The organism is Bacillus sp. SSR7, from assembly GCF_055902415.1.
Genome location: NZ_JBVVXV010000023.1, coordinates 1 through 21,012, shown reverse-complemented (window position 1 = coordinate 21,012; position 21,012 = coordinate 1). Strand labels below are relative to the sequence as shown.

Here is a 21,012-nt window from a genome sequence, read left to right as displayed (position 1 = left end):
GATGGGTCAAAAGGTTAATCCAATTGGTCTTCGTGTCGGCGTTATCCGTGACTGGGAATCTCGTTGGTTCGCTGAGAAAGATTACGCTACATTATTACATGAAGACATCAAAATCCGTGAGTACATTAATGTACGCTTAAAAGATTCTGCTGTTGCTAAAGTAGAAATCGAACGTGCAGCAAATCGTGTAAATGTTACAATTCACACTGCAAAACCTGGTATGGTAATTGGTAAAGGTGGTACTGAAGTTGAAGCACTTCGTAAAGCTCTTAACCAATTAACAGGCAAGCGTGTACACATCAACATTTTAGAAGTTAAGAGAGCTGATCTTAACGCTAAATTAGTAGGCGAAAACATCGCTCGTCAATTAGAAAACCGTGTATCATTCCGTCGTGCACAAAAGCAAGTTATTCAACGTGCTATGCGTGCAGGTGCTAAAGGTATTAAAACACAGGTTTCTGGTCGTCTTGGCGGAGCTGATATCGCTCGTGCAGAATCTTACAGTGAAGGAACTGTTCCACTTCATACACTTCGCGCTGATATTGACTATGCAGCAGTTGAAGCTGATACAACATACGGTAAATTAGGCGTAAAAGTATGGATCTACCGTGGAGAAGTCCTTCCTACAAAAAAGAAAGCTTCTGAGGAAGGAGGAAAATAATATGTTAATGCCAAAACGCGTAAAATATCGTAGAGAGCATCGTGGTAAAATGCGTGGTCGTGCTAAAGGTGGAACTGAAGTAGCTTTCGGTGAATTCGGTTTACAAGCACAAGCTGCTTCATGGATTACAAACCGTCAAATCGAAGCTGCTCGTCGTGCAATGACTCGTTACATGAAACGTGGCGGTAAAGTATGGATTAAAATTTTCCCTTCTAAACCTTACACTGCAAAACCTCTAGAAGTACGTATGGGTTCCGGTAAAGGGGCACCAGAAGGCTGGGTAGCAGTAGTAAAACCTGGGAAAATTATGTTCGAAATCGCGGGTGTATCTGAAGAGGTAGCACGCGAAGCATTACGTCTTGCAGCTCACAAGTTACCTGTGAAATGTAAATTCGTAAAACGTGAAGAAAATGGTGGTGAATCTAATGAAAACTAATGATATTCGTGAATTAACCACTGCCGAAATCGAAACAAAAGTTAAAGCTTTAAAGGAAGAGTTGTTTAATCTTCGCTTCCAACTTGCTACAGGACAATTAGAGAATCCAACTCGCATTCGTGAAGTGCGTAAGGCAATTGCTCGTATGAAAACTGTAGTTCGTGAAAGAGAGATCGGAATTAATCGATAAATTGAGGGGAGGTTTGCATAGTGAGCGAACGTAACCAACGCAAAGTTTATACTGGTCGTGTAGTGTCTGACAAAATGGACAAAACGATTACAGTTTTAGTTGAAACTTACAAAACTCATTCCTTGTACGGAAAACGTGTTAAGTATTCTAAGAAGTACAAAGCCCATGATGAGCAAAACCAAGCGAAACTTGGCGATATCGTAAAAATCATGGAAACTCGCCCGCTTTCTGCTACTAAGCGTTTCCGTTTAGTTGAAATCGTTGAAGAAGCGGTTATTATCTAAATAGACGAATCGGAATTTTTAGTCCGAAGGGAGGTTTCATAACATGATCCAACAAGAATCTCGTTTGAAAGTTGCTGACAACTCTGGTGCACGTGAACTTTTAACAATTAAAGTATTAGGCGGCTCTGGTCGTAAATATGCTAACATTGGTGACATTATCGTTGCTACGGTAAAACAAGCAACACCAGGTGGCGTTGTTAAAAAAGGTGACGTTGTTAAAGCAGTAGTAGTACGTACGAAGAGCGGTGCTCGTCGTCCGGATGGTTCTTACATCAAATTTGATGAAAACGCAGCGGTTATCATTAAAGACGATAAGAGCCCACGTGGTACTCGTATCTTCGGACCAGTAGCTCGTGAATTACGTGATAGCAACTTCATGAAGATCGTTTCTTTAGCTCCAGAAGTTCTATAATTTAAGGTATTGCCTTGCTAAGGAGGTGCAGAATTAAGATGCATGTAAAAAAAGGTGATAAAGTACAGGTAATCACTGGTAAAGACAAAGGAAAACAAGGCGTTATCCTTGTGGCTTTCCCAAAGCAAAACCGTGTTATCGTTGAGGGTGTCAATATCGTTAAGAAGCACTCTAAGCCATCTCAATTAAATCCACAAGGTGGAATTATTACTAAAGAAGCACCTATTCACGTTTCTAACGTTATGATTTTAGATCCGAAAACAGGTGAACCTACTCGCGTAGGCTTCAAAGTAGAAGATGGTAAAAAAGTTCGTATCGCAAAAAAATCTGGTGAATTATTAGATAAATAATTTTCTTAAGAAAGGAGGTCACTTCATTGAATCGCCTTAAAGAGAAGTTCCAAAAGGAAATTACTCCTGCTCTAGTGAGCAAGTTTAACTATAAATCTGTAATGCAGGTACCAAAAATCGAAAAGATCGTAATCAACACTGGTGTTGGTGACGCGGTATCTAACTCAAAAGCGTTAGACAACGCAGTAGAAGAATTAACACAAATCACAGGTCAAAAACCTGTTGTAACGCGTGCTAAAAAATCAATCGCTGGTTTCCGTCTTCGTGAAGGTATGCCAATCGGTGCGAAAGTAACTTTACGCGGCGAGCAAATGTATGAGTTCTTCGACAAATTAGTATCAGTTTCTTTACCACGTGTACGTGATTTCCGTGGTGTTTCTAAGAAATCATTCGATGGTCGTGGAAACTATACATTAGGTGTTAAAGAGCAACTTATTTTCCCTGAGATTGATTATGATAAAGTAAGCAAAGTCCGCGGTATGGACATCGTAATCGTTACTACAGCGAAAACTGATGAAGAAGCTCGTGAACTGTTAACACAATTCGGTATGCCATTCCAAAAATAATGGAAGCCAACGCTAAGTAGAGGAGGCGAAAACGTGGCTAAAAAATCTATGATAGCGAAACAAAAGCGTACTCCTAAGTTTAAAGTACAAGAGTATACACGTTGCGAACGCTGCGGTCGTCCGCATTCTGTATACCGCAAATTTAAACTTTGCCGTATTTGTTTCCGTGAACTTGCATATAAAGGTCAAATTCCTGGTGTTAAAAAAGCTAGTTGGTAAAACCCACAAATGGGAAGGAGGTAAAACACATGGTGATGACAGATCCAATTGCAGACATGCTTACTCGCATCCGTAATGCGAACATGGTACGTCATGAGAAATTAGAGGTTCCTGCTTCTAAAATCAAAAAAGAGATCGCTGAACTTTTAAAACGTGAAGGTTTCATTCGTGATGTAGAATACATCGAGGATAACAAACAAGGTATCCTTCGTATTTTCCTGAAATATGGTGCAAACAATGAACGTGTAATCACTGGATTAAAACGTATCAGTAAACCTGGCTTACGCGTTTACGCTAAAGCTGACGAAGTACCACGTGTACTTAACGGATTAGGTATCGCTCTTGTTTCTACATCTAAGGGAGTAATGACAGACAAAGACGCTCGTCAATTACAAACTGGTGGAGAAGTAGTAGCATACGTTTGGTAATATATATTTAAAACGAACGGAGGTGTGACCACATGTCTCGTATTGGTAAAAAGATTCTTGAAATCCCTGCAGGTGTTACTATTACAGTTGCAGAAGACAATACTGTAACAGTAAAAGGCCCTAAAGGTGAATTAACTCGTACTTTCAATGCTGATATGCTTATCAAAATTGAAGAGAATACATTAACAGTTGAGCGTCCATCTGAACAGAAGGAACACCGTGCATTACACGGTACAACTCGTGCTTTAATCGGAAACATGGTTGAAGGTGTAACTGAAGGTTTCGCACGCGGACTTGAATTAGTCGGTGTTGGTTACCGTGCTCAAAAACAAGGTGATAAACTTGTATTAAGCGTAGGTTATTCTCATCCAGTAGAAATGACTCCGGAAGCAGGTCTTGAAGTTGAAGTACCTGCACCAACTAAGATCGTAATCAAAGGTATCGACAAGCAACGTGTTGGCGAATTCGCTGCTAACATCCGTGCTGTACGTGCTCCTGAGCCTTACAAAGGTAAAGGTATTCGTTACGAAGGCGAAGTTGTTCGTCGTAAAGAAGGTAAAACTGCTAAGTAAACCCGTTAGGTGAGAGAAAGGAGTGACAAGAATGATCACTAAAGCTGATAAAAATGCGACTCGTAAGAAAAGACATGCACGTGTACGTGCTAAACTTACTGGTACTGCAGAGCGTCCACGTTTAAACGTGTTCCGTTCTAACCAACATATTTACGCTCAAGTTATTGATGATGTGAATGGTGTAACGTTAGTAAGTGCATCTACTCTTGATAAAGACCTTGCTCTTAACGGTACTAGCAATATTGAAGCTGCTACGAAAGTTGGAGAATCAGTTGCTAAGCGTGCTGTAGAGAAAGGCGTTAAAGAAGTAGTATTTGATCGCGGTGGTTACTTATACCATGGCCGTGTTAAAGCTCTAGCTGAAGCTGCTCGTGAGGCTGGATTACAATTTTAATGGTCAAAGGAGGGAAAATTGATGCATCGCATTGACCCAAGTAAATTAGAACTTGAAGAACGTGTAGTTACGATAAATCGTGTCGCGAAAGTTGTTAAGGGTGGTCGTCGTTTCCGCTTTGCTGCACTAGTTGTAGTTGGCGATAAAAACGGTCATGTTGGATTCGGTACTGGTAAAGCACAAGAGGTACCAGACGCAATCCGCAAAGCTATCGAAGACGCTAAGAAAAACTTAATCGCTGTACCATTAGTTGGTACAACAATTCCACACACAATCAACGGTCATTTTGGCGCTGGTGAAGTATTCTTAAAGCCTGCTGCTGAGGGTACTGGTGTTATTGCTGGTGGACCTGTTCGTGCGGTCCTTGAATTAGCAGGTGTACAAGATATTCTTTCGAAATCTCTTGGTTCTAACACACCAATCAACATGATTCGCGCTACTGTGAACGGATTAAGCGAACTTAAGCGCGCTGAAGATGTTGCAAAATTACGCGGTAAATCTGTAGAAGAGCTACTAGGTTAAGGAGGGAAAACAAATGGCGAAAAAGTTAGAAATTACCCTCACTCGTAGTGTAATTGGTCGTCCACAAGATCAACGTGCGACGGTAGAAGCTTTAGGTCTTAAAAAGTTGAATTCAACTGTAGTTAAGGAAGAAACTCCTGCTATTCTTGGTATGATCAACAAAGTTTCTCACCTTGTAACTGTAAAAGAAGCTTAAGGATAACTCATTAATATAAGGAGGTGCCTGGGAATGAAACTTCATGAATTAAAACCTGCAGAAGGTTCTCGTAAAGTACGTAACCGTGTCGGTCGTGGTATCGGTTCTGGTAACGGTAAAACTGCTGGTAAAGGTCATAAAGGACAAAACGCACGTTCTGGCGGCGGTGTTCGTCTTGGCTTCGAAGGTGGTCAAACTCCATTATTCCGTCGTTTACCAAAACGCGGCTTCACAAACATTAACCGTAAAGAGTTTGCTATTGTAAACTTATCAACGTTAAATCGTTTTGAAGATGGTACAGAAGTAACACCTGAATTATTGCTGGAAACTGGCGTTATCAGCAAATTAAACGACGGTGTTAAAATTCTTGCAAGCGGCGCAGTAGAGAAAAAACTAACTGTTAAAGCGCACAAGTTCTCTTCAAGTGCTAAAGAAGCAATTGAAGCAGCTGGCGGATCAGTTGAGGTGATCTAATGTTTCGTACAATCTCCAACTTTATGCGCGTTGCTGAGATAAGACGTAAAATATTATTCACTTTAGCGATGTTAATCGTATTCAGGATTGGCACGTTTATCCCCGTGCCATTTACAAATGGAGACGTACTGAAGGCACAAGATCAATTAAATGCTTTAGGTATTCTAAATACATTTGGCGGTGGAGCCTTGAAAAACTTCTCCATCTTTGCGATGGGAATCATGCCGTATATTACAGCATCCATCATCGTGCAATTATTGCAGATGGATGTTGTTCCTAAATTTTCGGAATGGGCGAAGCAAGGTGAAATGGGCCGTCGTAAATTAACGCAATTCACGCGTTATTTTACAATTGTTCTTGCGTTTATTCAGGGGTTTGGTATGTCAATCGGTTTTAACGGTATGGTAGGTGGACAATTAATTTTGAATCCTGGTTGGAGCACTTATTTATACATTGCTACGGTACTGACTGCTGGTACTGCATTTTTAATGTGGTTAGGTGAACAGATTACAGCTAAAGGTGTAGGTAATGGTATTTCCATCCTAATCTTTGGTGGTATTGCCGCAGCGATCCCAAGTGTTATATCTCAAGTGTATCAGCAACAGTTTCAAAATATCGGAGATCAATTGTTCATGAGTATCGTTAAAGTTGCATTGATCTTACTAGCTGTGCTAGCAGTTATTGTGGGTGTTATTTTCATTCAACAGGCTGTTAGAAAGATCCCAATTCAATATGCGAAGCGTGTAACAGGAGGAAATGGTGGTTATGCTGGAGCACAAAACACACATTTACCGCTTAAGGTAAATAGTGCTGGTGTTATTCCAGTAATTTTTGCTGTTTCATTCTTAATTACGCCTCCGACTATTGCACAGTTCTTCCCGAAACATGATGTATCGCAGTGGATTATTGCAAACTTTAACTATTCTCACCCAGTGGGAATGATCATATATGTTGCGCTCATTGTAGCCTTCACATATTTCTATGCGTTTGTTCAGGTTAATCCAGAGCAAATGTCAGAGAATCTAAACAAACAAGGTGGATATGTTCCAGGTAATCGTCCGGGTAAGAATACGGAACAATATCTAACAAAAATCTTGTATCGTTTGACCTTTGTAGGATCAATTTTCCTAGCAGCGATTGCAATCTTACCAGTTATCTTTACGAAGCTGGGAAATCTTCCTCCATCTGCACAGATCGGTGGAACGAGTATGTTAATCGTTGTCGGCGTTGCTTTAGAAACAATGAAGCAGCTAGAAAGCCAACTGGTAAAACGCCATTACAAAGGGTTTATCAAGCAGTGAGTAAGTGGGAAGTATTGTCTTCCCTACATGCTCATGTACTCTGAGGGGGAACAAGGATGAACTTAATTTTAATGGGGCTTCCTGGTGCTGGTAAAGGTACACAAGCCGAACAGATTGTTGCCAAGTATAACATCCCTCACATCTCAACAGGAGATATGTTCCGTGCAGCTATGAAGGCTGAAACTGAAATGGGTTTACAAGCAAAATCTTTTATTGATAAAGGTGCACTTGTTCCAGATGAAGTTACAATCGGAATCGTTCGTGAACGTTTAAGTCAAGAAGACTGCGTAAGAGGCTTCTTATTAGATGGTTTCCCACGAACTGTTGCACAAGCATCAGCTCTTGAAGAGATTATGAAAGATCTTGGCAAAAAAATCGACTATGTTTTAAACATTAATGTGGATTCAGGGTTGTTATTAAAACGCCTTACAGGCCGTCGCATTTGTAAAGAGTGCGGTGCGACTTACCACTTAGAATTCAATGCGCCAGCAAAAGCTGACGTGTGTGATAAATGTGGTGGCGAATTATATCAACGCTCTGATGACAATGAAGAAACTGTAGCAAATCGCTTAGATGTAAATATTAAGCAAACTAAACCTTTGCTTGATTTCTACGAGGAGCTTGGTTACCTACAAAGCATTAATGGTGAGCAAGATATCAATAAAGTATTTGCTGATATCGATGTTCTCATCGGAGGCTTAGCGTAATGATAATCTGCAAAACTCCTCGCGAGATAGAAATCATGCGAGAAGCTGGCAGGATCGTTGCTTTAACTCATCAAGAGTTAAAACAACACATTACTCCAGGAATTACAACGAAAGAGCTCGATCAAATAGCGGAAAAGACGATTCAAAAATATGGTGCTACGCCATCTTTTAAAGGATACAACGGATTTCCGGGGAGCATATGTGCTTCTGTAAATGAAGAGCTTGTACACGGAATTCCAGGAAAGCGCAAGCTCAAAGAGGGCGATATCATCAGTATCGATATTGGTGCGAAATACAATGGGTACCATGGAGATTCTGCATGGACGTATCCAGTTGGAAACATTTCTGAATCTGTTCAAAAGCTACTTGATGTCACAGAAAAATCGTTGTATCTTGGTCTAGAACAAGTAAAACCAGGCGAGAGATTATCAAATATCTCACATGCGGTTCAAACCCATGCTGAAGAGAATGGATTCTCGATCGTTAGGGAGTATGTTGGTCACGGAATCGGGCAAGACTTACATGAGGACCCTCAAATCCCGCACTATGGTCCACCAAATAGAGGCCCTAGATTAAAGCCGGGAATGGTCATCTGTGTTGAGCCGATGGTGAATCAAGGAAGACGATATGTAAAAACACTATCTGATGACTGGACAGTGGTAACGGTAGATGGTAAATGGTGTGCCCATTTTGAGCACACGATTGCTCTTACAGAAGCAGGATACGAAATCCTTACCACTTTATAAGTAGCTGGCTCTCCGGGATTTCAGAGCAGTGTAAAATGTTACTGATTTGATGAAGGGAGAACTATTGAATGGCTAAAGATGATGTAATTGAAGTCGAAGGTACCGTTCTTGAAACGTTGCCAAATGCTATGTTCAAAGTAGAATTAGAGAATGGGCATGTCGTATTGGCTCACGTTTCTGGTAAAATCCGTATGAACTTCATTCGTATTTTACCAGGAGACAAAGTTACGGTAGAATTATCTCCGTACGATTTAAATCGTGGTCGTATTACGTACCGTTTTAAATAATATAGCACTCCGTAATCTTTAAGGAGGTTCGAGACATGAAAGTAAGACCGTCAGTTAAACCAATCTGCGAAAAATGTAAAGTTATTCGTAGACGTGGAAAAGTAATGGTTATTTGTGAAAACCCTAAACATAAACAAAAACAAGGTTAATCAGAAGGAGGTGCATTCGTAATGGCACGTATCGCAGGTGTAGATATTCCTCGAGACAAACGCGTTGTTATTTCTTTAACTTACGTATTCGGCATTGGTCGCACAACTGCTGAAAAAATTCTTGCAGAAGCAGGTATTTCTGAAGAAACACGAGTTCGTGATTTAACGGAAGACGAATTAGGACGTATCCGTGATATCATCGATCGTATTAAAGTTGAGGGAGACCTTCGTCGTGAAGTATCTCTTAACATCAAACGTCTAATGGAGATCGGTTCTTACCGTGGTCTTCGTCACCGTCGTGGTTTACCAGTTCGTGGTCAAAACTCTAAAAACAATGCTCGTACACGTAAAGGTCCACGTCGTACAGTAGCAAATAAAAAGAAATAATAAGTAAAGGAGGTTGAACTAACAATGGCACGTAAAACAAACACTCGTAAAAAACGTGTGAAAAAGAATATTGAAGCTGGTGTAGCTCATATTCGTTCTACTTTCAACAACACAATCGTAACACTTACAGATACTCACGGTAACGCACTTTCTTGGTCTAGTGCTGGTGCACTTGGTTTCCGTGGATCTCGTAAATCTACTCCATTCGCTGCGCAAATGGCTGCTGAAACTGCTGCTAAAGCTGCAATGGAGCACGGTTTAAAAACTTTAGAGGTTACTGTTAAAGGTCCTGGTGCTGGTCGTGAAGCTGCAATTCGTGCTCTTCAAGCTGCAGGTCTAGAAGTAACAGCAATTAGAGATGTTACTCCAGTTCCTCATAATGGATGTCGTCCACCAAAACGTCGTCGTGTGTAATTTTTCTGTATAGAATTTTCCCTTTTGTCTATAATGGATATGATGCATTATCGAGAAATTTCGTACAGAAACATCGCTTGTTGTGCACAATCGGGAACTGCCTAAGGGGGACTTTCGGTTAGACAGGGGTTATACCTTTGTTTAACCGGGGTTTCGACGTTTTGAAGGAGGGTTTAGTTAATGATTGAAATCGAAAAGCCGAAAATCGAAACGGTTGAACTTAACGAAGATGCTAAATATGGTAAATTCGTAATTGAACCGCTTGAGCGTGGATATGGTACTACGTTGGGTAACTCCTTACGTCGTATTCTTTTATCTTCACTCCCTGGTGCCGCTGTTACTGCTATCCAAATCGATGGCGTATTACATGAATTTTCAACAGTTGAGGGCGTAGTAGAAGACGTTACAACGATCATCTTAAACTTGAAAAAGTTAGCTCTTAAAATCTACTCTGAAGAAGAGAAGACGTTGGAAATTGATGTGCAGGGCGAAGGTATTGTCACAGCTGCTGATATTACTCACGATAGTGATGTAGAAATCTTAAATCCAGATTTACACATTGCAACGTTAGCAAAAGATGCGCATTTCCGCGTGCGTTTAACTGCAAAGCGTGGCCGTGGGTATACGCCAGCTGATGCAAATAAAAGCGAAGATCAACCAATAGGAGTAATTCCTATTGATTCTATTTATACTCCAGTATCACGTGTGACTTACCAAGTGGAAAAGACACGTGTCGGACAAGTGGCTAATTATGATAAGCTTACGCTTGATGTATGGACGGATGGAAGCATCGGGCCAAAAGAAGCTATCTCTTTAGGTGCCAAAATCTTAACTGAGCATTTAAATATCTTTGTTGGTTTAACTGATGAAGCACAAAATGCTGAGATTATGGTCGAGAAGGAAGAAGATCAAAAAGAGAAAGTTCTTGAGATGACTATCGAAGAACTAGACCTTTCTGTTCGTTCTTATAATTGCCTAAAACGTGCAGGAATTAATACTGTACAAGAGCTTGCGAACAAAACAGAAGAAGATATGATGAAAGTTCGTAACTTAGGACGTAAATCCTTAGAAGAAGTTAAACATAAACTTGAGGAATTAGGTTTAGGTTTACGTAAAGACGACTGAGGATTTAAACCCATCAACAAAGGAGGGAACTACGAATGGCATACAGAAAATTAGGCCGTACAAGTGCGCAACGTAAAGCTATGTTACGTGACTTAGCTACTGATTTAATTATCAACGAGCGCATCCAAACGACAGAAACTCGTGCAAAAGAACTTCGTTCTGTAGTGGAAAAAATGATCACTTTAGGTAAACGCGGAGATCTTCATGCTCGTCGTCAAGCAGCAGCTTTCATTCGCAATGAAGTAGCTAACGCTGAGACTGGTCAAGATGCACTTCAAAAACTATTCGCTGATGTAGCTCCACGCTATGCTGAGCGCCAAGGCGGATACACTCGTATTGCAAAAATTGGTCCACGTCGCGGAGACGCAGCACCAATGGTAATTATCGAGTTAGTATAATGATAATTAAAAGGGCAGGACAGTTCTTTTCAAGAAACTGGTCATGGCCCTTTTTTTTAAATATAAAAATAGGCTTACTTGGCGAAGGAAAGGGTGCCTTGTATTGAAAAAAGAGAAACTTCGGACAGAAAATATATCATTTCAATATCCTGGTGCAGCCACTTATGCATTAAAAGATGTTTCATTCTCCTTATATGAAGGAGAATGGGTATCTGTTATTGGACAAAACGGTTCTGGGAAGTCTACACTTGCAAAATTATTGAATGGTTTGTTTTTGCCGGAAGCAGGGACAATTACAGTAAATGATGCAATGGTTTTGTCAGAGGAAACGGTATGGGATGTTCGAAAACAAATTGGGATGGTATTTCAAAATCCAGATAATCAATTTGTTGGAACAACAGTGCAAGATGACGTTGTCTTTGGTTTAGAGAATATCGGAATGCCAAGAGAGCAAATGGTAGAAAGATTAGATCAGGCCTTACGACTAGTCCGTATGGAAGATTTTCTTAATGATGAGCCACATTCGTTATCTGGTGGGCAAAAGCAGCGAGTAGCAATAGCAGGCGTTTTAGCACTTCAGCCATCTATTTTGATATTAGATGAAGCAACGTCAATGCTAGACCCTCAAGGGAGACGTGAAGTGGTAGAAACGGTTAGACAACTTGTTAATGAAAAAGGTATTACCGTGTTATCAATTACTCACGATTTAGAAGAAGCGGCACAGTCAGACCGTGTCATTATTTTAAATAAGGGAGAGATATTAGAGGAAGGGACTCCAGAACAAATTTTCAAGTCCTCTCATATGCTCCAAGAAATTGGATTAGATGTACCATTTTCAGTGAAAATAGCAGAATTATTAAAAAGAAATGAAATTCTCTTGCAAAATACGCATCTTACAATGGAAAGCTTGGTGAACGAACTTTGGAGATTACATTCCAAAAAGTAGAACATCGTTATCAATATAAAACTCCATTTGAAAGACGCGCACTTTATGATGTAGACGTGTCGTTTCCAAGTGGGGGCTATTATGCCATTATCGGTCATACTGGTTCAGGTAAGTCGACGATGATTCAACATTTAAATGGTTTATTGCAGCCGACAAATGGCACAGTTCAAATTGGTGAACATTTCATTTCGGCAGGAAAGAAAGAAAAAAAGCTAAAGCCACTACGTAAAAAGGTAGGGGTTGTCTTTCAATTTCCAGAACATCAGTTGTTTGAAGAGACTGTGGAGAAAGATATTTGCTTCGGACCTACTAATTTTGGTGTATCTGTAGAAGAAGCGCAGCAAAAGGCAAGAGAGGCAATTGAACTTGTAGGGTTAGAACCAGAACTGTTAGTACGTTCACCATTTGAGTTAAGTGGTGGGCAAATGAGGCGTGTTGCGATAGCAGGCGTATTAGCGATGGAACCCGAAGTGCTTGTATTAGATGAACCTACAGCAGGACTAGATCCAAAAGGGCAAAATGAACTTATGGAGATGTTTTATAAGCTACATAAGGAGAAAGGCCTTACAGTTATCCTTGTAACGCATAATATGGAGGATGCTGCTAAATATGCCGAGCAGATTGTAGTCATGCATAAAGGAACGGTCTTTTTGCAAGGAAGTGCAGAGGAAGTATTTTCACATGCTGATGAACTAGAGAAAATTGGCGTGGATCTTCCTATGTCTTTAAAGTATAAACGTGCAATTGAAGAGAAGTTTGGCATTTCAATCCCAAAGGCTACCTTATCTTTAGAGGATCTTACTCATGAAGTTGTGCAGGTGTTACGAAAAGGTGGTCATGAATCATGCAGCAGTTGATTATTGGAAGATATATTCCAGGGAATTCTCTTATTCATCAACTTGATCCACGTACGAAGCTGCTGATTGTCTTTTTATATGTATTTGTTGTTTTCTTAGCAAATAATGCGATTTCATATGGATTTTTATTTTTATATGCACTCATTGCTTTATTTTTTGCAAAAGTGCCGATTCGTTATGTACTTTCGGGCTTAAAACCAATTCTATGGATTTTTCTTTTTACATTTTTCCTGCATATTTTTACAAATAAAGAAGGGGAAGTACTATTCCAGCTTGGTTGGTTTTCGATACATGAAAAAGGATTAGAGCAAGGAATATACATTTCTATACGATTCTTCGTTATTATTTTAATGACGACATTATTAACGTTAACGACGACACCCATTGAGATTACAGATGGTTTGGAGACGTTATTAAAGCCGTTGAAGCGTATAAAAGTTCCTGTTCATGAAATCGCATTAATGATGTCAATTTCTCTTCGTTTTATTCCGACATTAATGGATGAAACGAGTAAAATAATGAAGGCACAATCGTCACGTGGTATTGATTTTGCAGGGGGACCGATAAAAGATAGGATGAAAGCTATCATTTCACTACTCGTTCCTCTATTTATCAGTGCTTTTAAACGTGCAGAGGACTTAGCAATTGCTATGGAAGCCCGTGGATATCAAAGTGGCGAAGGACGTACTAAATTCAGGCAACTACGCTGGAAAACAAGCGATACAGTAACGATTATAAGCTTACTTTGTTTAGCTTGTATTTTGGCATGGGTGCGATCGTAATGGAGAATAAAGAAATGGATAGAATAAAATGTACGGTTGCATATGATGGCATGCATTTTTGTGGTTATCAAATTCAACCGCAGCATCGTACTGTTCAACAAGAAATAGAGAAAGCTTTACAGAAATTGCATAAAGGGGAACTTGTCCGTGTTCAGGCATCGGGCAGAACAGATTCTACTGTTCATGCTAAAGGACAAGTGATACACTTTGATACACCGTTGTCTCTTAAAGAGTGGCAATGGAGCAATGCATTAAACACAATGTTACCAGATGATATTGTTATCACACAGGTAGAGAAAAAAACAGAAGAATTTCATGCACGTTACGGTGTCGAGAGAAAAGAATATCGTTATCGTGTATTATTATCAAAGACTGCGGATGTATTCCGTAGAAATTACGTATATCAATATCCATATCCGCTCGAAATAAACGCTATAAGAAAAGCGATCCCTTATTTTATTGGAACGCATGATTTCACTTCTTTTTGTTCGGCAAAAACTGACAAAAAAGATAAAGTGAGAACAATTTATGAAATTGAGCTAATTGAGCAAGACGACGAATTAATTTTTCGTTTTGTAGGTAATGGATTTTTATATAATATGGTCAGGATTATTGTTGGTACGTTACTGAGCGTAGGGCAAGGAAAGCTTGATCCGGATAGCATTCCAGAGATTCTAGCGAAACAAAATCGTCAGTTTGCTGGAAAGATGGCTCCTGGTCATGGGCTTTATTTATGGCAGGTAAACTATAACAACTAATCCTGGTGTAACATTTGCTTGACATTAGAAACTCAAAAGTATATCATAACATATGGTATTGTTTCTAAAACCACGATTAGCCCCGGAAGGAAATCGTGTTTAAGATAAACAATAGATTTTTTCTATGGAAAAGATAACGAGGAGGGAAACACATGCGTACGACTTTTATGGCAAAAGCTAACGAAGTTGAGCGTAAATGGTATGTGGTTGATGCTGAAGGTCAAACTTTAGGTCGCCTTGCTAGTGAAGTAGCATCCATTTTACGTGGTAAAAACAAACCTACATTTACACCACACGTTGACACGGGTGATCATGTAATTATTATTAACGCTGAGAAAATTCATTTAACAGGTAATAAATTAAACGATAAAATTTACTACCGTCACACTAACCACCCAGGTGGACTTAAACAAAGAACAGCTCTTGAAATGCGTACAAACTACCCTGTACAAATGTTAGAGCTTGCAATTAAAGGCATGCTTCCAAAAGGACGCTTAGGCCGTCAAGTTTCTAAGAAACTAAACGTGTATGCTGGAGCAGAGCATCCACACCAAGCACAAAAACCAGAAGTTTACGAACTTCGCGGATAATCAATTAAAGGAGGGCTTACTTTGGCACAGGTTCAATACTATGGCACTGGACGTCGTAAGAGTTCAGTAGCGCGCGTACGCCTAGTTCCAGGCGAAGGACGCGTTATCATTAACGGTCGTGATTTTGAAAACTATATCCCATTTGCTGCATTACGTGAAGTAGTGAAACAACCTCTAGTTGCAACAGAAACTTTAGGTAACTACGATGTACTTGTAAACGTAAATGGTGGTGGATACACTGGTCAAGCTGGTGCTATTCGTCACGGTATTTCTCGCGCTTTATTAAAAGCTGATCCAGAATACCGTCTAACACTAAAACGTGCAGGTCTATTAACTCGTGACGCACGTATGAAAGAGCGTAAAAAATACGGTCTTAAAGGCGCACGTCGTGCACCTCAGTTCTCAAAACGTTAATTTTTGCGAACTACAAACCCCAACCATTTTGGTTGGGGTTTTTTTATGTTTCATTCCTCTTTTGAAATTTTTGTAGTTTGGAATATTTTAGTGCTATCCTCTCGCGTATGCTTCTTCTTTAGAAGTTTAGACTAATACGTATTAGGGAGGTTTATAAGTACTATGAATGTCATTGTCAGCTTACAAGAAAAACAAAAAGAAAAGCAGTTGAAATATGAGCGGAAGATGCTGCGGGAATTATCATTAAAAACATTACGTTCAAATATTAGAGATGCCTTTCAGATGCAGGAACTTCATCGTCAGTATGAAGATTACTGCATTGAATTAGGGATAGAATCGTATTTATTAGGAGCGAGGTATAGCAAATTTGGTTATTATGGCGAATCGTTCTTTGATGTGAAATATAGGGCCTTAGAAGAAGAGCGACAATTAACGGAAACACTATTTCAATTTTTAACGAGCATGACTATGCGGGAGATTAAGTTACAAGATGAGGAATTACTTTTTGAATCTTGCCAGCAGTTTATCGGCTTATGGTGGCAGGAAGGATATGAAAAAGGTGAAAGAAGATATCGATTAAAGCTTCATTAAGACAAGCATAAACTTTCCTCTTGTCCCATATAAGTAATTAGAGGGACTAGCTGGAGGAGGAAAGGTATGAAGAGAATTCGAATTATCTCTTTTGCACTCGCTGCGGTTATTTTGTTTTTTTTAGTAAAACAAGAATTTCAAATTACAAAATCGTGGCGAGCTTGGAATTTACCCTTATCAGGGAAAGTAATCGTATTAGATGCTGGGCATGGTGGACCAGACGGAGGGGCTGTTGGTGGCAAGGATATTGTAGAAAAAGATATTACGCTTGAGATTACAAAGAAGGTACAAGATTATTTACAAGAACAAGGTGCACTAGTTATTTTAACACGTGAGGGAGATTATGATTTAGCCCAGAAAGATACAAAGTCATATAGTAGACGTAAAGCAGAAGATTTAAAAAAACGTGTAGAGATTATTAATAAACCCGATGTAGACTTTTTTGCAAGTATCCATTTAAATGCTTTAACGAGTAGTGGATCGAAAGGCGCACAAACGTTCTATTACCGTTCTTCAATTGAAAATGAACGTGCTGCGAAATTTATACAAGCTGAGTTGAGAACGAGTTTAGAGAATACAAATCGTTCTGCTAAAACAATTTCTCATGTGTATTTATTAAAGTATGCGAAAACACCAGGCGCTTTAATTGAAGCTGGCTTTTTATCGAATGTAAATGAAAGATATATGTTAAATTCGGAGAAATATCAGCAAAAGGTAGCGGCTGCAGTATATCGTGGTATATTACGTTATTTCACGGAAAAAGGAAATCCTCCAGAATAAGGAGGATTTTTTTGCGTTTCTCTCGTTAACGAAGTTTTCCGAAAATATGTTATACTGGAAATGTAAACGCATTTATTTAAAAAGTGAAGAGAGATATATTTAATTAACATTATGTTATTTTTCATACAGGGGGCTGGGCTAATTATGGTAACGAAAGAACAAGTAGTGGAAGCGCTAGAGGGGATTGTAGATCCGTTTTTACATAAAACGTTAAAAGAAACAGGGGCAATTAAAGAGGTAACAGTCAAGCCTGAGAAGGGACATGTAAGTGTGAAAATTGCAATTGTAAAAACCGGTACAGCGGAACAAATGCAATTGCAATCTGGAATTGTAAAGTTAGTAAAAGAACTGGGAGCAGCAACAGTAGGGCTTCGCTTTGCAGAATTTACAGAAGAGGAATTAGCTCAGTTTGCACCAGAACAAGAAGAAGAGCAAACTGAATCCTTATTGTCACCAAATTCGAAAACGACATTTTTAGCAGTGGCGAGTGGAAAAGGTGGAGTAGGAAAATCAACAGTTTCTGTTAACCTTGCTATCGCTCTAGCTCGTTTAGGGAAAAAGGTTGGTATCATTGATGCTGATATTTATGGTTTTAGCGTACCTGATATGATGGGGATAGAAAAACGCCCTGTAGTAAGAGGAGATAAAATCATTCCAGTGGAGCGTCTAGGTGTAAAGGTAATCTCAATGGGGTTCTTTGTAGAAGATAATGCACCGGTTATTTGGAGAGGGCCTATGCTTGGGAAAATGTTAAATCATTTCTTTACAGAAGTAGAATGGGGCGATTTAGATTATTTAGTTTTAGATTTACCACCAGGTACAGGTGATGTTGCGCTAGACTTACATTCGATGTTGCCGGCTTGTAAAGAGATTATTGTCACAACACCCCATCCAACAGCGGCATTTGTAGCAGCACGTGCCGGAGCAATGGCTTTACGTACAGAACATAGTATTCTTGGTGTTGTTGAAAATATGGCTTATTTTGAAAGTAAAACAACTGGCGAAAAAGAATATGTGTTTGGAAGAGGTGGAGGAGATAAATTAGCTACAGAACTTCAAACAGAAGTACTTGGCCGAATCCCGCTTCAACAACCTGATTGGAATAAAGAAGATTTTGCGCCGTCAGTATATGAAGATACGCATACGACAGGTCTTATTTATCGCACAATAGCTGAAACGGTAATTGATAAAACAGCTGTTGCACAAAAATAAAATAATAATGAGTGGATGATACATATATTGTCCACTCATTATTATCGTTATTATTTTTACTGCTGTTCCTTTTTACCTGCTTGGGAACCACCTTCACCGCCGGCTTCCTTTTTATCAGAACCACTTTTTTCGGCTTTTTGGACACCTTTACTAATAATATCAATCATCTTAGCTTGGAAGAGTGGGCTTTCAGCAGTTTCTGTTAGTACTTGTTGTAAATATTGCCGGTATTCTTTGCTCTTCATCGTTTGTAACATCATTTTTTCTACTTCAGGGTTTTTCATAATTTCTATAACGCCTGCTTGGTATTCAGGGTCTTTTAGTAATGTTTTCATTAAGGCTGTTTGTTCTTTTCCCATACTTTTAGCGAATTTCGATGAGAACTCAGGGTCTTTAAAGAGCTTTTCCCAGAATTGTTGCCCTTTATCGGATACCATTGCATCTTCAATCGTTTTCTTTACCACTGTTTCATCTAGTATGAGTGCTTGTTTCATTTTTTCATCAGTTAACACATCTTGAATGGCTTTCTTACCTTGGTCGGTTTTTAAAATATCAACAATCATTTTCTTCGTTTGATCATAATCAAGTTCGGACTTTGCTTCTTTTTCTTGTGCACATGCTACAAGTACAAGGAATAGAAAAGAAGAAGTCAAAACGAGCAGCATCCGTTTCATAAGTTGGAACTCCTTTCAGCACAGTTCTCTCTTTTTAATATAAATATCTTTAAGGAATTTATACATGAACATGGCTAGCTTTTTGAAATTGTCATTGATACAATTTAATTAGAAATATAAGGATAATGGGGGATGTGTTGTGAATAGCCGCAAGTGGGTACGACTATTTTTTACGACGTTGTTTCTTGGTGGGGTTAGTACGGTTATTATTGGATTTGTTTTAGAGTGGGACAAGTACGCTAAATTTTTTCAAAATTTCGACGGAAAGGAAATTTTGGCAGTTTCCTTCTGGTTGATGGGTGTAGGATTTATTTTTAGTGTGATAAGTCAAATGGGGTTCTTTGCTTATTTAACAATCCACCGTTTTGGACTAGGAATGTTCCGGTCGTCTTCTTTATGGAATATAGTCCAGCTCTTCTTTATTGCATTCGTTTTATTTGATTTCGTGTATTTAAGATCGGTATTGATTGCAAATGGGGAAGTTTCATTAGGGAATAACATACTTGTTGCTGGTGTGTTATTTATGTTTGGAGCCATCGTTGCTTATGTAAAAAGTAAGGAAACGAATAAAAAGGCATTTGTGCCAGCTTTGTTTTTTATGGTCGTTGTAACAATTCTTGAGTGGGTACCAGCGCTTCGAATTAATGATACAGATTGGTTATATTTAATGGTGATACCACTTTTATTATGTAATGCATATCAGTTACTTATATTACATCGTTTAATTGGAAAGACGAGTAAGTCGGCCTAATTAGGAGAGTTTTTACGCAGGATAGTTGTACGAATGAAAATATCGGGATGAAAAAGCTCTATTACCTGAATGAAAGGTAGTAGAGCTTTTTATGTGTAAAGAATTATTGAACATCTTTACTTTTCGTACTTGTGTTGGAAATAAGTTGTGATACGGATATTTGCTCATAGCCGTCACTCTTTAATTTCTGTAGAAGCAGTGGCAAAGCTTTATTTGTTTGAAGGGCAGAATCGGATGCATGTAATAAGACGATATCTCCACCTTTTAAATTATTAGAGACGGTGGAAACGATATTGTTTACGCCAGGGTTTTTCCAATCGTTTGAGTTATTACTCCAATGAACGACAGTGTATCCGAGTGATTCTGCTATTTTAAGTGTTGCCTTGTTAAAGTCTCCACTAGGTGGACGTAATAGTTTGATTTGTTTCACACCGAGTTTTGTAAAAACATCTTGTGCTCGCAGAAGATCTCTTCGTATTTCATTTGTCTCTAGAGAAGTGTAGGACGTGTAATTATAACCCATACTACCAATTTCATGTCCATCTTTTATGATGCGTTCAACGACATCAGGGTGTCTTTCTGCCCATGCAGCAGAAAGGAAGAAGGTTGCATTCTTAATATCTCTTTCTTTAAGTGTATCAAGGATTGGAATTGCTTTTTTGTCTCCCCAACTAATATCAAACGTGAATGCAACTTGTTTTTTAGAGGTGTCGCCTTTGTAAATAACTTTAGGTCCTGTAGCGGTTGAAAAAGCAGACTCGTGTGAATATGTTTTCAAAAAGAGTAGCCATGCTGTAAATAAGGAAAGTATCACTATTAAGCTAATGTGTTTAAAGTTTCTTTTACTCGTAATAAAAAAGAAAAACATAATATTACGCCCCTTTGTCCAATCCTTTTCAGTTACATATATGCTGTAAATATAAAAAAGAGAACAAGGGATTAATATCGTAAGTAGTGGATATAATGGATGGTAGGATTTTGTTAAATGAAAATGGGCTTAATACTTATTGCTCTGTAAGAAATGACTGAGGTGATGATTTGCTTGGGTTTATGTTAACGAAAGAAGAGAAAAAAGAAATGGAATACATATTGAAGAGAGAGTTAGAAGAACTTTTATTTGATTTTGAAGATGAACGTATTCATGACGTTGTAAAAAAGGCAATGGAAGAAAGATATAAAATCATTTTTTGTTTGTTTCGAAGAGTCGCTAATGCAGAGGAATGTATTCGTTATGTAAGAAAAAGAACTTTTTATTAAAAAGTGTTGACGCTAATGGTTATTATATGATAAATTAATAACCGTCGCTGATGCGGAAACGCAAAAGACGACAAAAAAGAAATTAAAAAACTTAGTTGACATTGAAAAATGAAGATGTTAACATAAGGAAGTCGCAAATGAGCGACCAAGTAGTTCTTTGAAAACTGAACGAAACAAACAAC

The 21,012-nt window shown here is 38.9% G+C and carries 36 protein-coding genes; 34 read left to right on the top strand and 2 right to left on the bottom strand.

Annotated elements, in window-relative coordinates; genetic code table 11:
- The first annotated feature begins 1 nt into the window (after position 1).
- The 32 genes from rpsC to AC0NJG_RS26595 all read left to right on the top strand — a co-directional run bounded on the left by rpsC (position 2) and on the right by AC0NJG_RS26595 (position 18,148).
- Positions 2-661 carry a 30S ribosomal protein S3 gene (gene rpsC / locus AC0NJG_RS26750; protein ID WP_000529956.1) on the top strand — a complete coding sequence of 220 codons (660 nt, stop codon included), beginning with the start codon at positions 2-4 and terminating at the stop codon, positions 659-661.
- A gap of 1 nt (position 662) precedes the next feature.
- On the top strand, positions 663-1,097 hold the full coding sequence (rplP, locus tag AC0NJG_RS26745; RefSeq protein ID WP_000928971.1) for a 50S ribosomal protein L16: 435 nt from the start codon (positions 663-665) through the stop codon (positions 1,095-1,097).
- Positions 1,087-1,287: a 50S ribosomal protein L29 gene (rpmC, locus tag AC0NJG_RS26740; RefSeq protein WP_000855718.1), complete on the top strand. Its 201-nt coding sequence runs from the start codon at positions 1,087-1,089 to the stop codon at positions 1,285-1,287. The genes rplP and rpmC overlap by 11 nt, the downstream gene beginning before the upstream one ends.
- Before the next feature lie 20 nt (positions 1,288-1,307).
- Positions 1,308-1,571, top strand: coding sequence for a 30S ribosomal protein S17 (gene rpsQ / locus AC0NJG_RS26735; RefSeq protein WP_000004106.1), 264 nt, complete (start codon positions 1,308-1,310; stop codon positions 1,569-1,571).
- 43 nt (positions 1,572-1,614) lie between these two features.
- On the top strand, positions 1,615-1,983 hold the full coding sequence (gene rplN / locus AC0NJG_RS26730; RefSeq protein WP_000615912.1) for a 50S ribosomal protein L14: 369 nt from the start codon (positions 1,615-1,617) through the stop codon (positions 1,981-1,983).
- Between the two features lie 38 nt (positions 1,984-2,021).
- Positions 2,022-2,333 carry a 50S ribosomal protein L24 gene (rplX, locus tag AC0NJG_RS26725; RefSeq protein ID WP_000558200.1) on the top strand — a complete coding sequence of 104 codons (312 nt, stop codon included), beginning with the start codon at positions 2,022-2,024 and terminating at the stop codon, positions 2,331-2,333.
- A 26-nt stretch (positions 2,334-2,359) separates the two neighbouring features.
- Complete coding sequence (rplE, locus tag AC0NJG_RS26720) at positions 2,360-2,899, top strand: 50S ribosomal protein L5 (protein WP_001080831.1); 540 nt, start codon at positions 2,360-2,362, stop codon at positions 2,897-2,899.
- A 33-nt stretch (positions 2,900-2,932) separates the two neighbouring features.
- Complete coding sequence (gene rpsN / locus AC0NJG_RS26715) at positions 2,933-3,118, top strand: 30S ribosomal protein S14 (RefSeq protein ID WP_001085700.1); 186 nt, start codon at positions 2,933-2,935, stop codon at positions 3,116-3,118.
- Between the two features lie 29 nt (positions 3,119-3,147).
- Positions 3,148-3,546, top strand: a complete 399-nt coding sequence (gene rpsH, locus AC0NJG_RS26710) for a 30S ribosomal protein S8 (RefSeq protein WP_000245511.1) — start codon at positions 3,148-3,150, stop codon at positions 3,544-3,546.
- Between the two features lie 32 nt (positions 3,547-3,578).
- On the top strand, positions 3,579-4,118 hold the full coding sequence (gene rplF, locus AC0NJG_RS26705) for a 50S ribosomal protein L6 (RefSeq protein WP_000086558.1): 540 nt from the start codon (positions 3,579-3,581) through the stop codon (positions 4,116-4,118).
- A gap of 31 nt (positions 4,119-4,149) precedes the next feature.
- Positions 4,150-4,512: a 50S ribosomal protein L18 gene (rplR, locus tag AC0NJG_RS26700; RefSeq protein WP_000628816.1), complete on the top strand. Its 363-nt coding sequence runs from the start codon at positions 4,150-4,152 to the stop codon at positions 4,510-4,512.
- Positions 4,513-4,533: 21 nt separating this feature from the next.
- Entirely contained in the window at positions 4,534-5,034 is a 501-nt protein-coding gene (gene rpsE, locus AC0NJG_RS26695) for a 30S ribosomal protein S5 (protein WP_000554646.1), read from the top strand.
- A gap of 13 nt (positions 5,035-5,047) precedes the next feature.
- Complete coding sequence (rpmD, locus tag AC0NJG_RS26690) at positions 5,048-5,230, top strand: 50S ribosomal protein L30 (protein WP_001085234.1); 183 nt, start codon at positions 5,048-5,050, stop codon at positions 5,228-5,230.
- A 33-nt stretch (positions 5,231-5,263) separates the two neighbouring features.
- Positions 5,264-5,704 carry a 50S ribosomal protein L15 gene (gene rplO, locus AC0NJG_RS26685; RefSeq protein ID WP_000766080.1) on the top strand — a complete coding sequence of 147 codons (441 nt, stop codon included), beginning with the start codon at positions 5,264-5,266 and terminating at the stop codon, positions 5,702-5,704.
- A complete protein-coding gene (gene secY / locus AC0NJG_RS26680; protein WP_474063639.1) occupies positions 5,704-7,005 on the top strand; it encodes a preprotein translocase subunit SecY in 1,302 nt (433 codons plus the stop codon). Before rplO ends, secY begins: the two co-directional genes overlap by 1 nt.
- 56 nt (positions 7,006-7,061) lie before the next feature.
- Positions 7,062-7,712 (top strand): adenylate kinase, encoded by a 651-nt coding sequence (locus tag AC0NJG_RS26675; RefSeq protein WP_001048992.1) that lies wholly within the window; start codon positions 7,062-7,064, stop codon positions 7,710-7,712.
- A complete protein-coding gene (map, locus tag AC0NJG_RS26670; protein WP_000582539.1) occupies positions 7,712-8,458 on the top strand; it encodes a type I methionyl aminopeptidase in 747 nt (248 codons plus the stop codon). Before AC0NJG_RS26675 ends, map begins: the two co-directional genes overlap by 1 nt.
- A 68-nt stretch (positions 8,459-8,526) precedes the next feature.
- Positions 8,527-8,745, top strand: coding sequence for a translation initiation factor IF-1 (gene infA / locus AC0NJG_RS26665; RefSeq protein ID WP_001029884.1), 219 nt, complete (start codon positions 8,527-8,529; stop codon positions 8,743-8,745).
- Positions 8,746-8,780: 35 nt separating this feature from the next.
- Positions 8,781-8,894: a 50S ribosomal protein L36 gene (rpmJ, locus tag AC0NJG_RS26660; protein ID WP_000868344.1), complete on the top strand. Its 114-nt coding sequence runs from the start codon at positions 8,781-8,783 to the stop codon at positions 8,892-8,894.
- 21 nt (positions 8,895-8,915) lie between these two features.
- Positions 8,916-9,281 carry a 30S ribosomal protein S13 gene (gene rpsM / locus AC0NJG_RS26655; RefSeq protein ID WP_000090788.1) on the top strand — a complete coding sequence of 122 codons (366 nt, stop codon included), beginning with the start codon at positions 8,916-8,918 and terminating at the stop codon, positions 9,279-9,281.
- Between the two features lie 24 nt (positions 9,282-9,305).
- Positions 9,306-9,695: a 30S ribosomal protein S11 gene (gene rpsK / locus AC0NJG_RS26650; protein WP_000101799.1), complete on the top strand. Its 390-nt coding sequence runs from the start codon at positions 9,306-9,308 to the stop codon at positions 9,693-9,695.
- A gap of 180 nt (positions 9,696-9,875) precedes the next feature.
- A complete protein-coding gene (locus AC0NJG_RS26645; RefSeq protein ID WP_000569643.1) occupies positions 9,876-10,820 on the top strand; it encodes a DNA-directed RNA polymerase subunit alpha in 945 nt (314 codons plus the stop codon).
- A gap of 35 nt (positions 10,821-10,855) precedes the next feature.
- Positions 10,856-11,218, top strand: coding sequence for a 50S ribosomal protein L17 (gene rplQ, locus AC0NJG_RS26640; protein ID WP_000331490.1), 363 nt, complete (start codon positions 10,856-10,858; stop codon positions 11,216-11,218).
- Between the two features lie 103 nt (positions 11,219-11,321).
- On the top strand, positions 11,322-12,164 hold the full coding sequence (locus AC0NJG_RS26635; RefSeq protein WP_139869733.1) for an energy-coupling factor ABC transporter ATP-binding protein: 843 nt from the start codon (positions 11,322-11,324) through the stop codon (positions 12,162-12,164).
- A complete protein-coding gene (locus tag AC0NJG_RS26630) occupies positions 12,140-13,021 on the top strand; it encodes an energy-coupling factor ABC transporter ATP-binding protein (RefSeq protein ID WP_087951333.1) in 882 nt (293 codons plus the stop codon). Before AC0NJG_RS26635 ends, AC0NJG_RS26630 begins: the two co-directional genes overlap by 25 nt.
- Positions 13,009-13,803, top strand: coding sequence for an energy-coupling factor transporter transmembrane component T family protein (locus AC0NJG_RS26625; RefSeq protein WP_001186532.1), 795 nt, complete (start codon positions 13,009-13,011; stop codon positions 13,801-13,803). The genes AC0NJG_RS26630 and AC0NJG_RS26625 overlap by 13 nt, the downstream gene beginning before the upstream one ends.
- 14 nt (positions 13,804-13,817) lie before the next feature.
- Entirely contained in the window at positions 13,818-14,561 is a 744-nt protein-coding gene (gene truA / locus AC0NJG_RS26620; RefSeq protein ID WP_087951339.1) for a tRNA pseudouridine(38-40) synthase TruA, read from the top strand.
- A 152-nt stretch (positions 14,562-14,713) separates the two neighbouring features.
- On the top strand, positions 14,714-15,151 hold the full coding sequence (rplM, locus tag AC0NJG_RS26615) for a 50S ribosomal protein L13 (RefSeq protein WP_001260793.1): 438 nt from the start codon (positions 14,714-14,716) through the stop codon (positions 15,149-15,151).
- Positions 15,152-15,172: 21 nt separating this feature from the next.
- The gene (gene rpsI, locus AC0NJG_RS26610) at positions 15,173-15,565 is read left to right on the top strand and encodes a 30S ribosomal protein S9 (RefSeq protein ID WP_000079986.1); all 393 of its coding nucleotides are present in this window, start codon (positions 15,173-15,175) and stop codon (positions 15,563-15,565) included.
- Between the two features lie 162 nt (positions 15,566-15,727).
- The gene (locus tag AC0NJG_RS26605) at positions 15,728-16,156 is read left to right on the top strand and encodes a DUF2521 family protein (RefSeq protein ID WP_087951334.1); all 429 of its coding nucleotides are present in this window, start codon (positions 15,728-15,730) and stop codon (positions 16,154-16,156) included.
- A 66-nt stretch (positions 16,157-16,222) separates the two neighbouring features.
- A complete protein-coding gene (gene cwlD, locus AC0NJG_RS26600) occupies positions 16,223-16,936 on the top strand; it encodes an N-acetylmuramoyl-L-alanine amidase CwlD (RefSeq protein ID WP_000822436.1) in 714 nt (237 codons plus the stop codon).
- 144 nt (positions 16,937-17,080) lie between these two features.
- On the top strand, positions 17,081-18,148 hold the full coding sequence (locus AC0NJG_RS26595) for an Mrp/NBP35 family ATP-binding protein (protein WP_087951335.1): 1,068 nt from the start codon (positions 17,081-17,083) through the stop codon (positions 18,146-18,148).
- 56 nt (positions 18,149-18,204) lie between these two features.
- Here the strand turns inward: AC0NJG_RS26595 and gerD are convergent, their stop codons facing one another.
- Positions 18,205-18,822 (bottom strand): spore germination protein GerD, encoded by a 618-nt coding sequence (gene gerD, locus AC0NJG_RS26590; protein ID WP_087951336.1) that lies wholly within the window; start codon positions 18,820-18,822, stop codon positions 18,205-18,207.
- Between the two features lie 139 nt (positions 18,823-18,961).
- Between gerD and kbaA the strand changes: the two genes are divergently transcribed.
- Positions 18,962-19,573 carry a KinB signaling pathway activation protein KbaA gene (gene kbaA, locus AC0NJG_RS26585; protein ID WP_048553548.1) on the top strand — a complete coding sequence of 204 codons (612 nt, stop codon included), beginning with the start codon at positions 18,962-18,964 and terminating at the stop codon, positions 19,571-19,573.
- A gap of 103 nt (positions 19,574-19,676) precedes the next feature.
- Here the strand turns inward: kbaA and pdaB are convergent, their stop codons facing one another.
- Entirely contained in the window at positions 19,677-20,441 is a 765-nt protein-coding gene (gene pdaB / locus AC0NJG_RS26580; RefSeq protein ID WP_000464710.1) for a polysaccharide deacetylase family sporulation protein PdaB, read from the bottom strand.
- A 170-nt stretch (positions 20,442-20,611) separates the two neighbouring features.
- Here pdaB and AC0NJG_RS26575 point away from each other — a divergent pair, with 170 nt between their 5' ends.
- On the top strand, positions 20,612-20,830 hold the full coding sequence (locus AC0NJG_RS26575; RefSeq protein ID WP_000900296.1) for a hypothetical protein: 219 nt from the start codon (positions 20,612-20,614) through the stop codon (positions 20,828-20,830).
- Positions 20,831-21,012: the final 182 nt, after the last annotated feature.

Excerpts from the sequence above, each read along its gene's own strand:
- rpsC (WP_000529956.1), top strand. The coding sequence starts at position 2 with ATGGGTCAAAAGGTTAATCCAATTGGTCTTCGTGTCGGCGTTATCCGT.
- rplP (WP_000928971.1), top strand. The coding sequence starts at position 663 with ATGTTAATGCCAAAACGCGTAAAATATCGTAGAGAGCATCGTGGTAAA.
- rpmC (WP_000855718.1), top strand. The coding sequence starts at position 1,087 with ATGAAAACTAATGATATTCGTGAATTAACCACTGCCGAAATCGAAACA.
- rplN (WP_000615912.1), top strand. The coding sequence starts at position 1,615 with ATGATCCAACAAGAATCTCGTTTGAAAGTTGCTGACAACTCTGGTGCA.
- rplX (WP_000558200.1), top strand. The coding sequence starts at position 2,022 with ATGCATGTAAAAAAAGGTGATAAAGTACAGGTAATCACTGGTAAAGAC.
- rpsH (WP_000245511.1), top strand. The coding sequence starts at position 3,148 with ATGGTGATGACAGATCCAATTGCAGACATGCTTACTCGCATCCGTAAT.
- rplF (WP_000086558.1), top strand. The coding sequence starts at position 3,579 with ATGTCTCGTATTGGTAAAAAGATTCTTGAAATCCCTGCAGGTGTTACT.
- rplR (WP_000628816.1), top strand. The coding sequence starts at position 4,150 with ATGATCACTAAAGCTGATAAAAATGCGACTCGTAAGAAAAGACATGCA.
- rpsE (WP_000554646.1), top strand. The coding sequence starts at position 4,534 with ATGCATCGCATTGACCCAAGTAAATTAGAACTTGAAGAACGTGTAGTT.
- rpmD (WP_001085234.1), top strand. The coding sequence starts at position 5,048 with ATGGCGAAAAAGTTAGAAATTACCCTCACTCGTAGTGTAATTGGTCGT.
- rplO (WP_000766080.1), top strand. The coding sequence starts at position 5,264 with ATGAAACTTCATGAATTAAAACCTGCAGAAGGTTCTCGTAAAGTACGT.
- secY (WP_474063639.1), top strand. The coding sequence starts at position 5,704 with ATGTTTCGTACAATCTCCAACTTTATGCGCGTTGCTGAGATAAGACGT.
- AC0NJG_RS26675 (WP_001048992.1), top strand. The coding sequence starts at position 7,062 with ATGAACTTAATTTTAATGGGGCTTCCTGGTGCTGGTAAAGGTACACAA.
- map (WP_000582539.1), top strand. The coding sequence starts at position 7,712 with ATGATAATCTGCAAAACTCCTCGCGAGATAGAAATCATGCGAGAAGCT.
- infA (WP_001029884.1), top strand. The coding sequence starts at position 8,527 with ATGGCTAAAGATGATGTAATTGAAGTCGAAGGTACCGTTCTTGAAACG.
- rpmJ (WP_000868344.1), top strand. The coding sequence starts at position 8,781 with ATGAAAGTAAGACCGTCAGTTAAACCAATCTGCGAAAAATGTAAAGTT.
- rpsM (WP_000090788.1), top strand. The coding sequence starts at position 8,916 with ATGGCACGTATCGCAGGTGTAGATATTCCTCGAGACAAACGCGTTGTT.
- rpsK (WP_000101799.1), top strand. The coding sequence starts at position 9,306 with ATGGCACGTAAAACAAACACTCGTAAAAAACGTGTGAAAAAGAATATT.
- AC0NJG_RS26645 (WP_000569643.1), top strand. The coding sequence starts at position 9,876 with ATGATTGAAATCGAAAAGCCGAAAATCGAAACGGTTGAACTTAACGAA.
- rplQ (WP_000331490.1), top strand. The coding sequence starts at position 10,856 with ATGGCATACAGAAAATTAGGCCGTACAAGTGCGCAACGTAAAGCTATG.
- AC0NJG_RS26625 (WP_001186532.1), top strand. The coding sequence starts at position 13,009 with ATGCAGCAGTTGATTATTGGAAGATATATTCCAGGGAATTCTCTTATT.
- truA (WP_087951339.1), top strand. The coding sequence starts at position 13,818 with ATGGATAGAATAAAATGTACGGTTGCATATGATGGCATGCATTTTTGT.
- rplM (WP_001260793.1), top strand. The coding sequence starts at position 14,714 with ATGCGTACGACTTTTATGGCAAAAGCTAACGAAGTTGAGCGTAAATGG.
- AC0NJG_RS26605 (WP_087951334.1), top strand. The coding sequence starts at position 15,728 with ATGAATGTCATTGTCAGCTTACAAGAAAAACAAAAAGAAAAGCAGTTG.
- cwlD (WP_000822436.1), top strand. The coding sequence starts at position 16,223 with ATGAAGAGAATTCGAATTATCTCTTTTGCACTCGCTGCGGTTATTTTG.
- AC0NJG_RS26595 (WP_087951335.1), top strand. The coding sequence starts at position 17,081 with ATGGTAACGAAAGAACAAGTAGTGGAAGCGCTAGAGGGGATTGTAGAT.
- gerD (WP_087951336.1), bottom strand. The coding sequence starts at position 18,822 with ATGAAACGGATGCTGCTCGTTTTGACTTCTTCTTTTCTATTCCTTGTA.
- pdaB (WP_000464710.1), bottom strand. The coding sequence starts at position 20,441 with ATGTTTTTCTTTTTTATTACGAGTAAAAGAAACTTTAAACACATTAGC.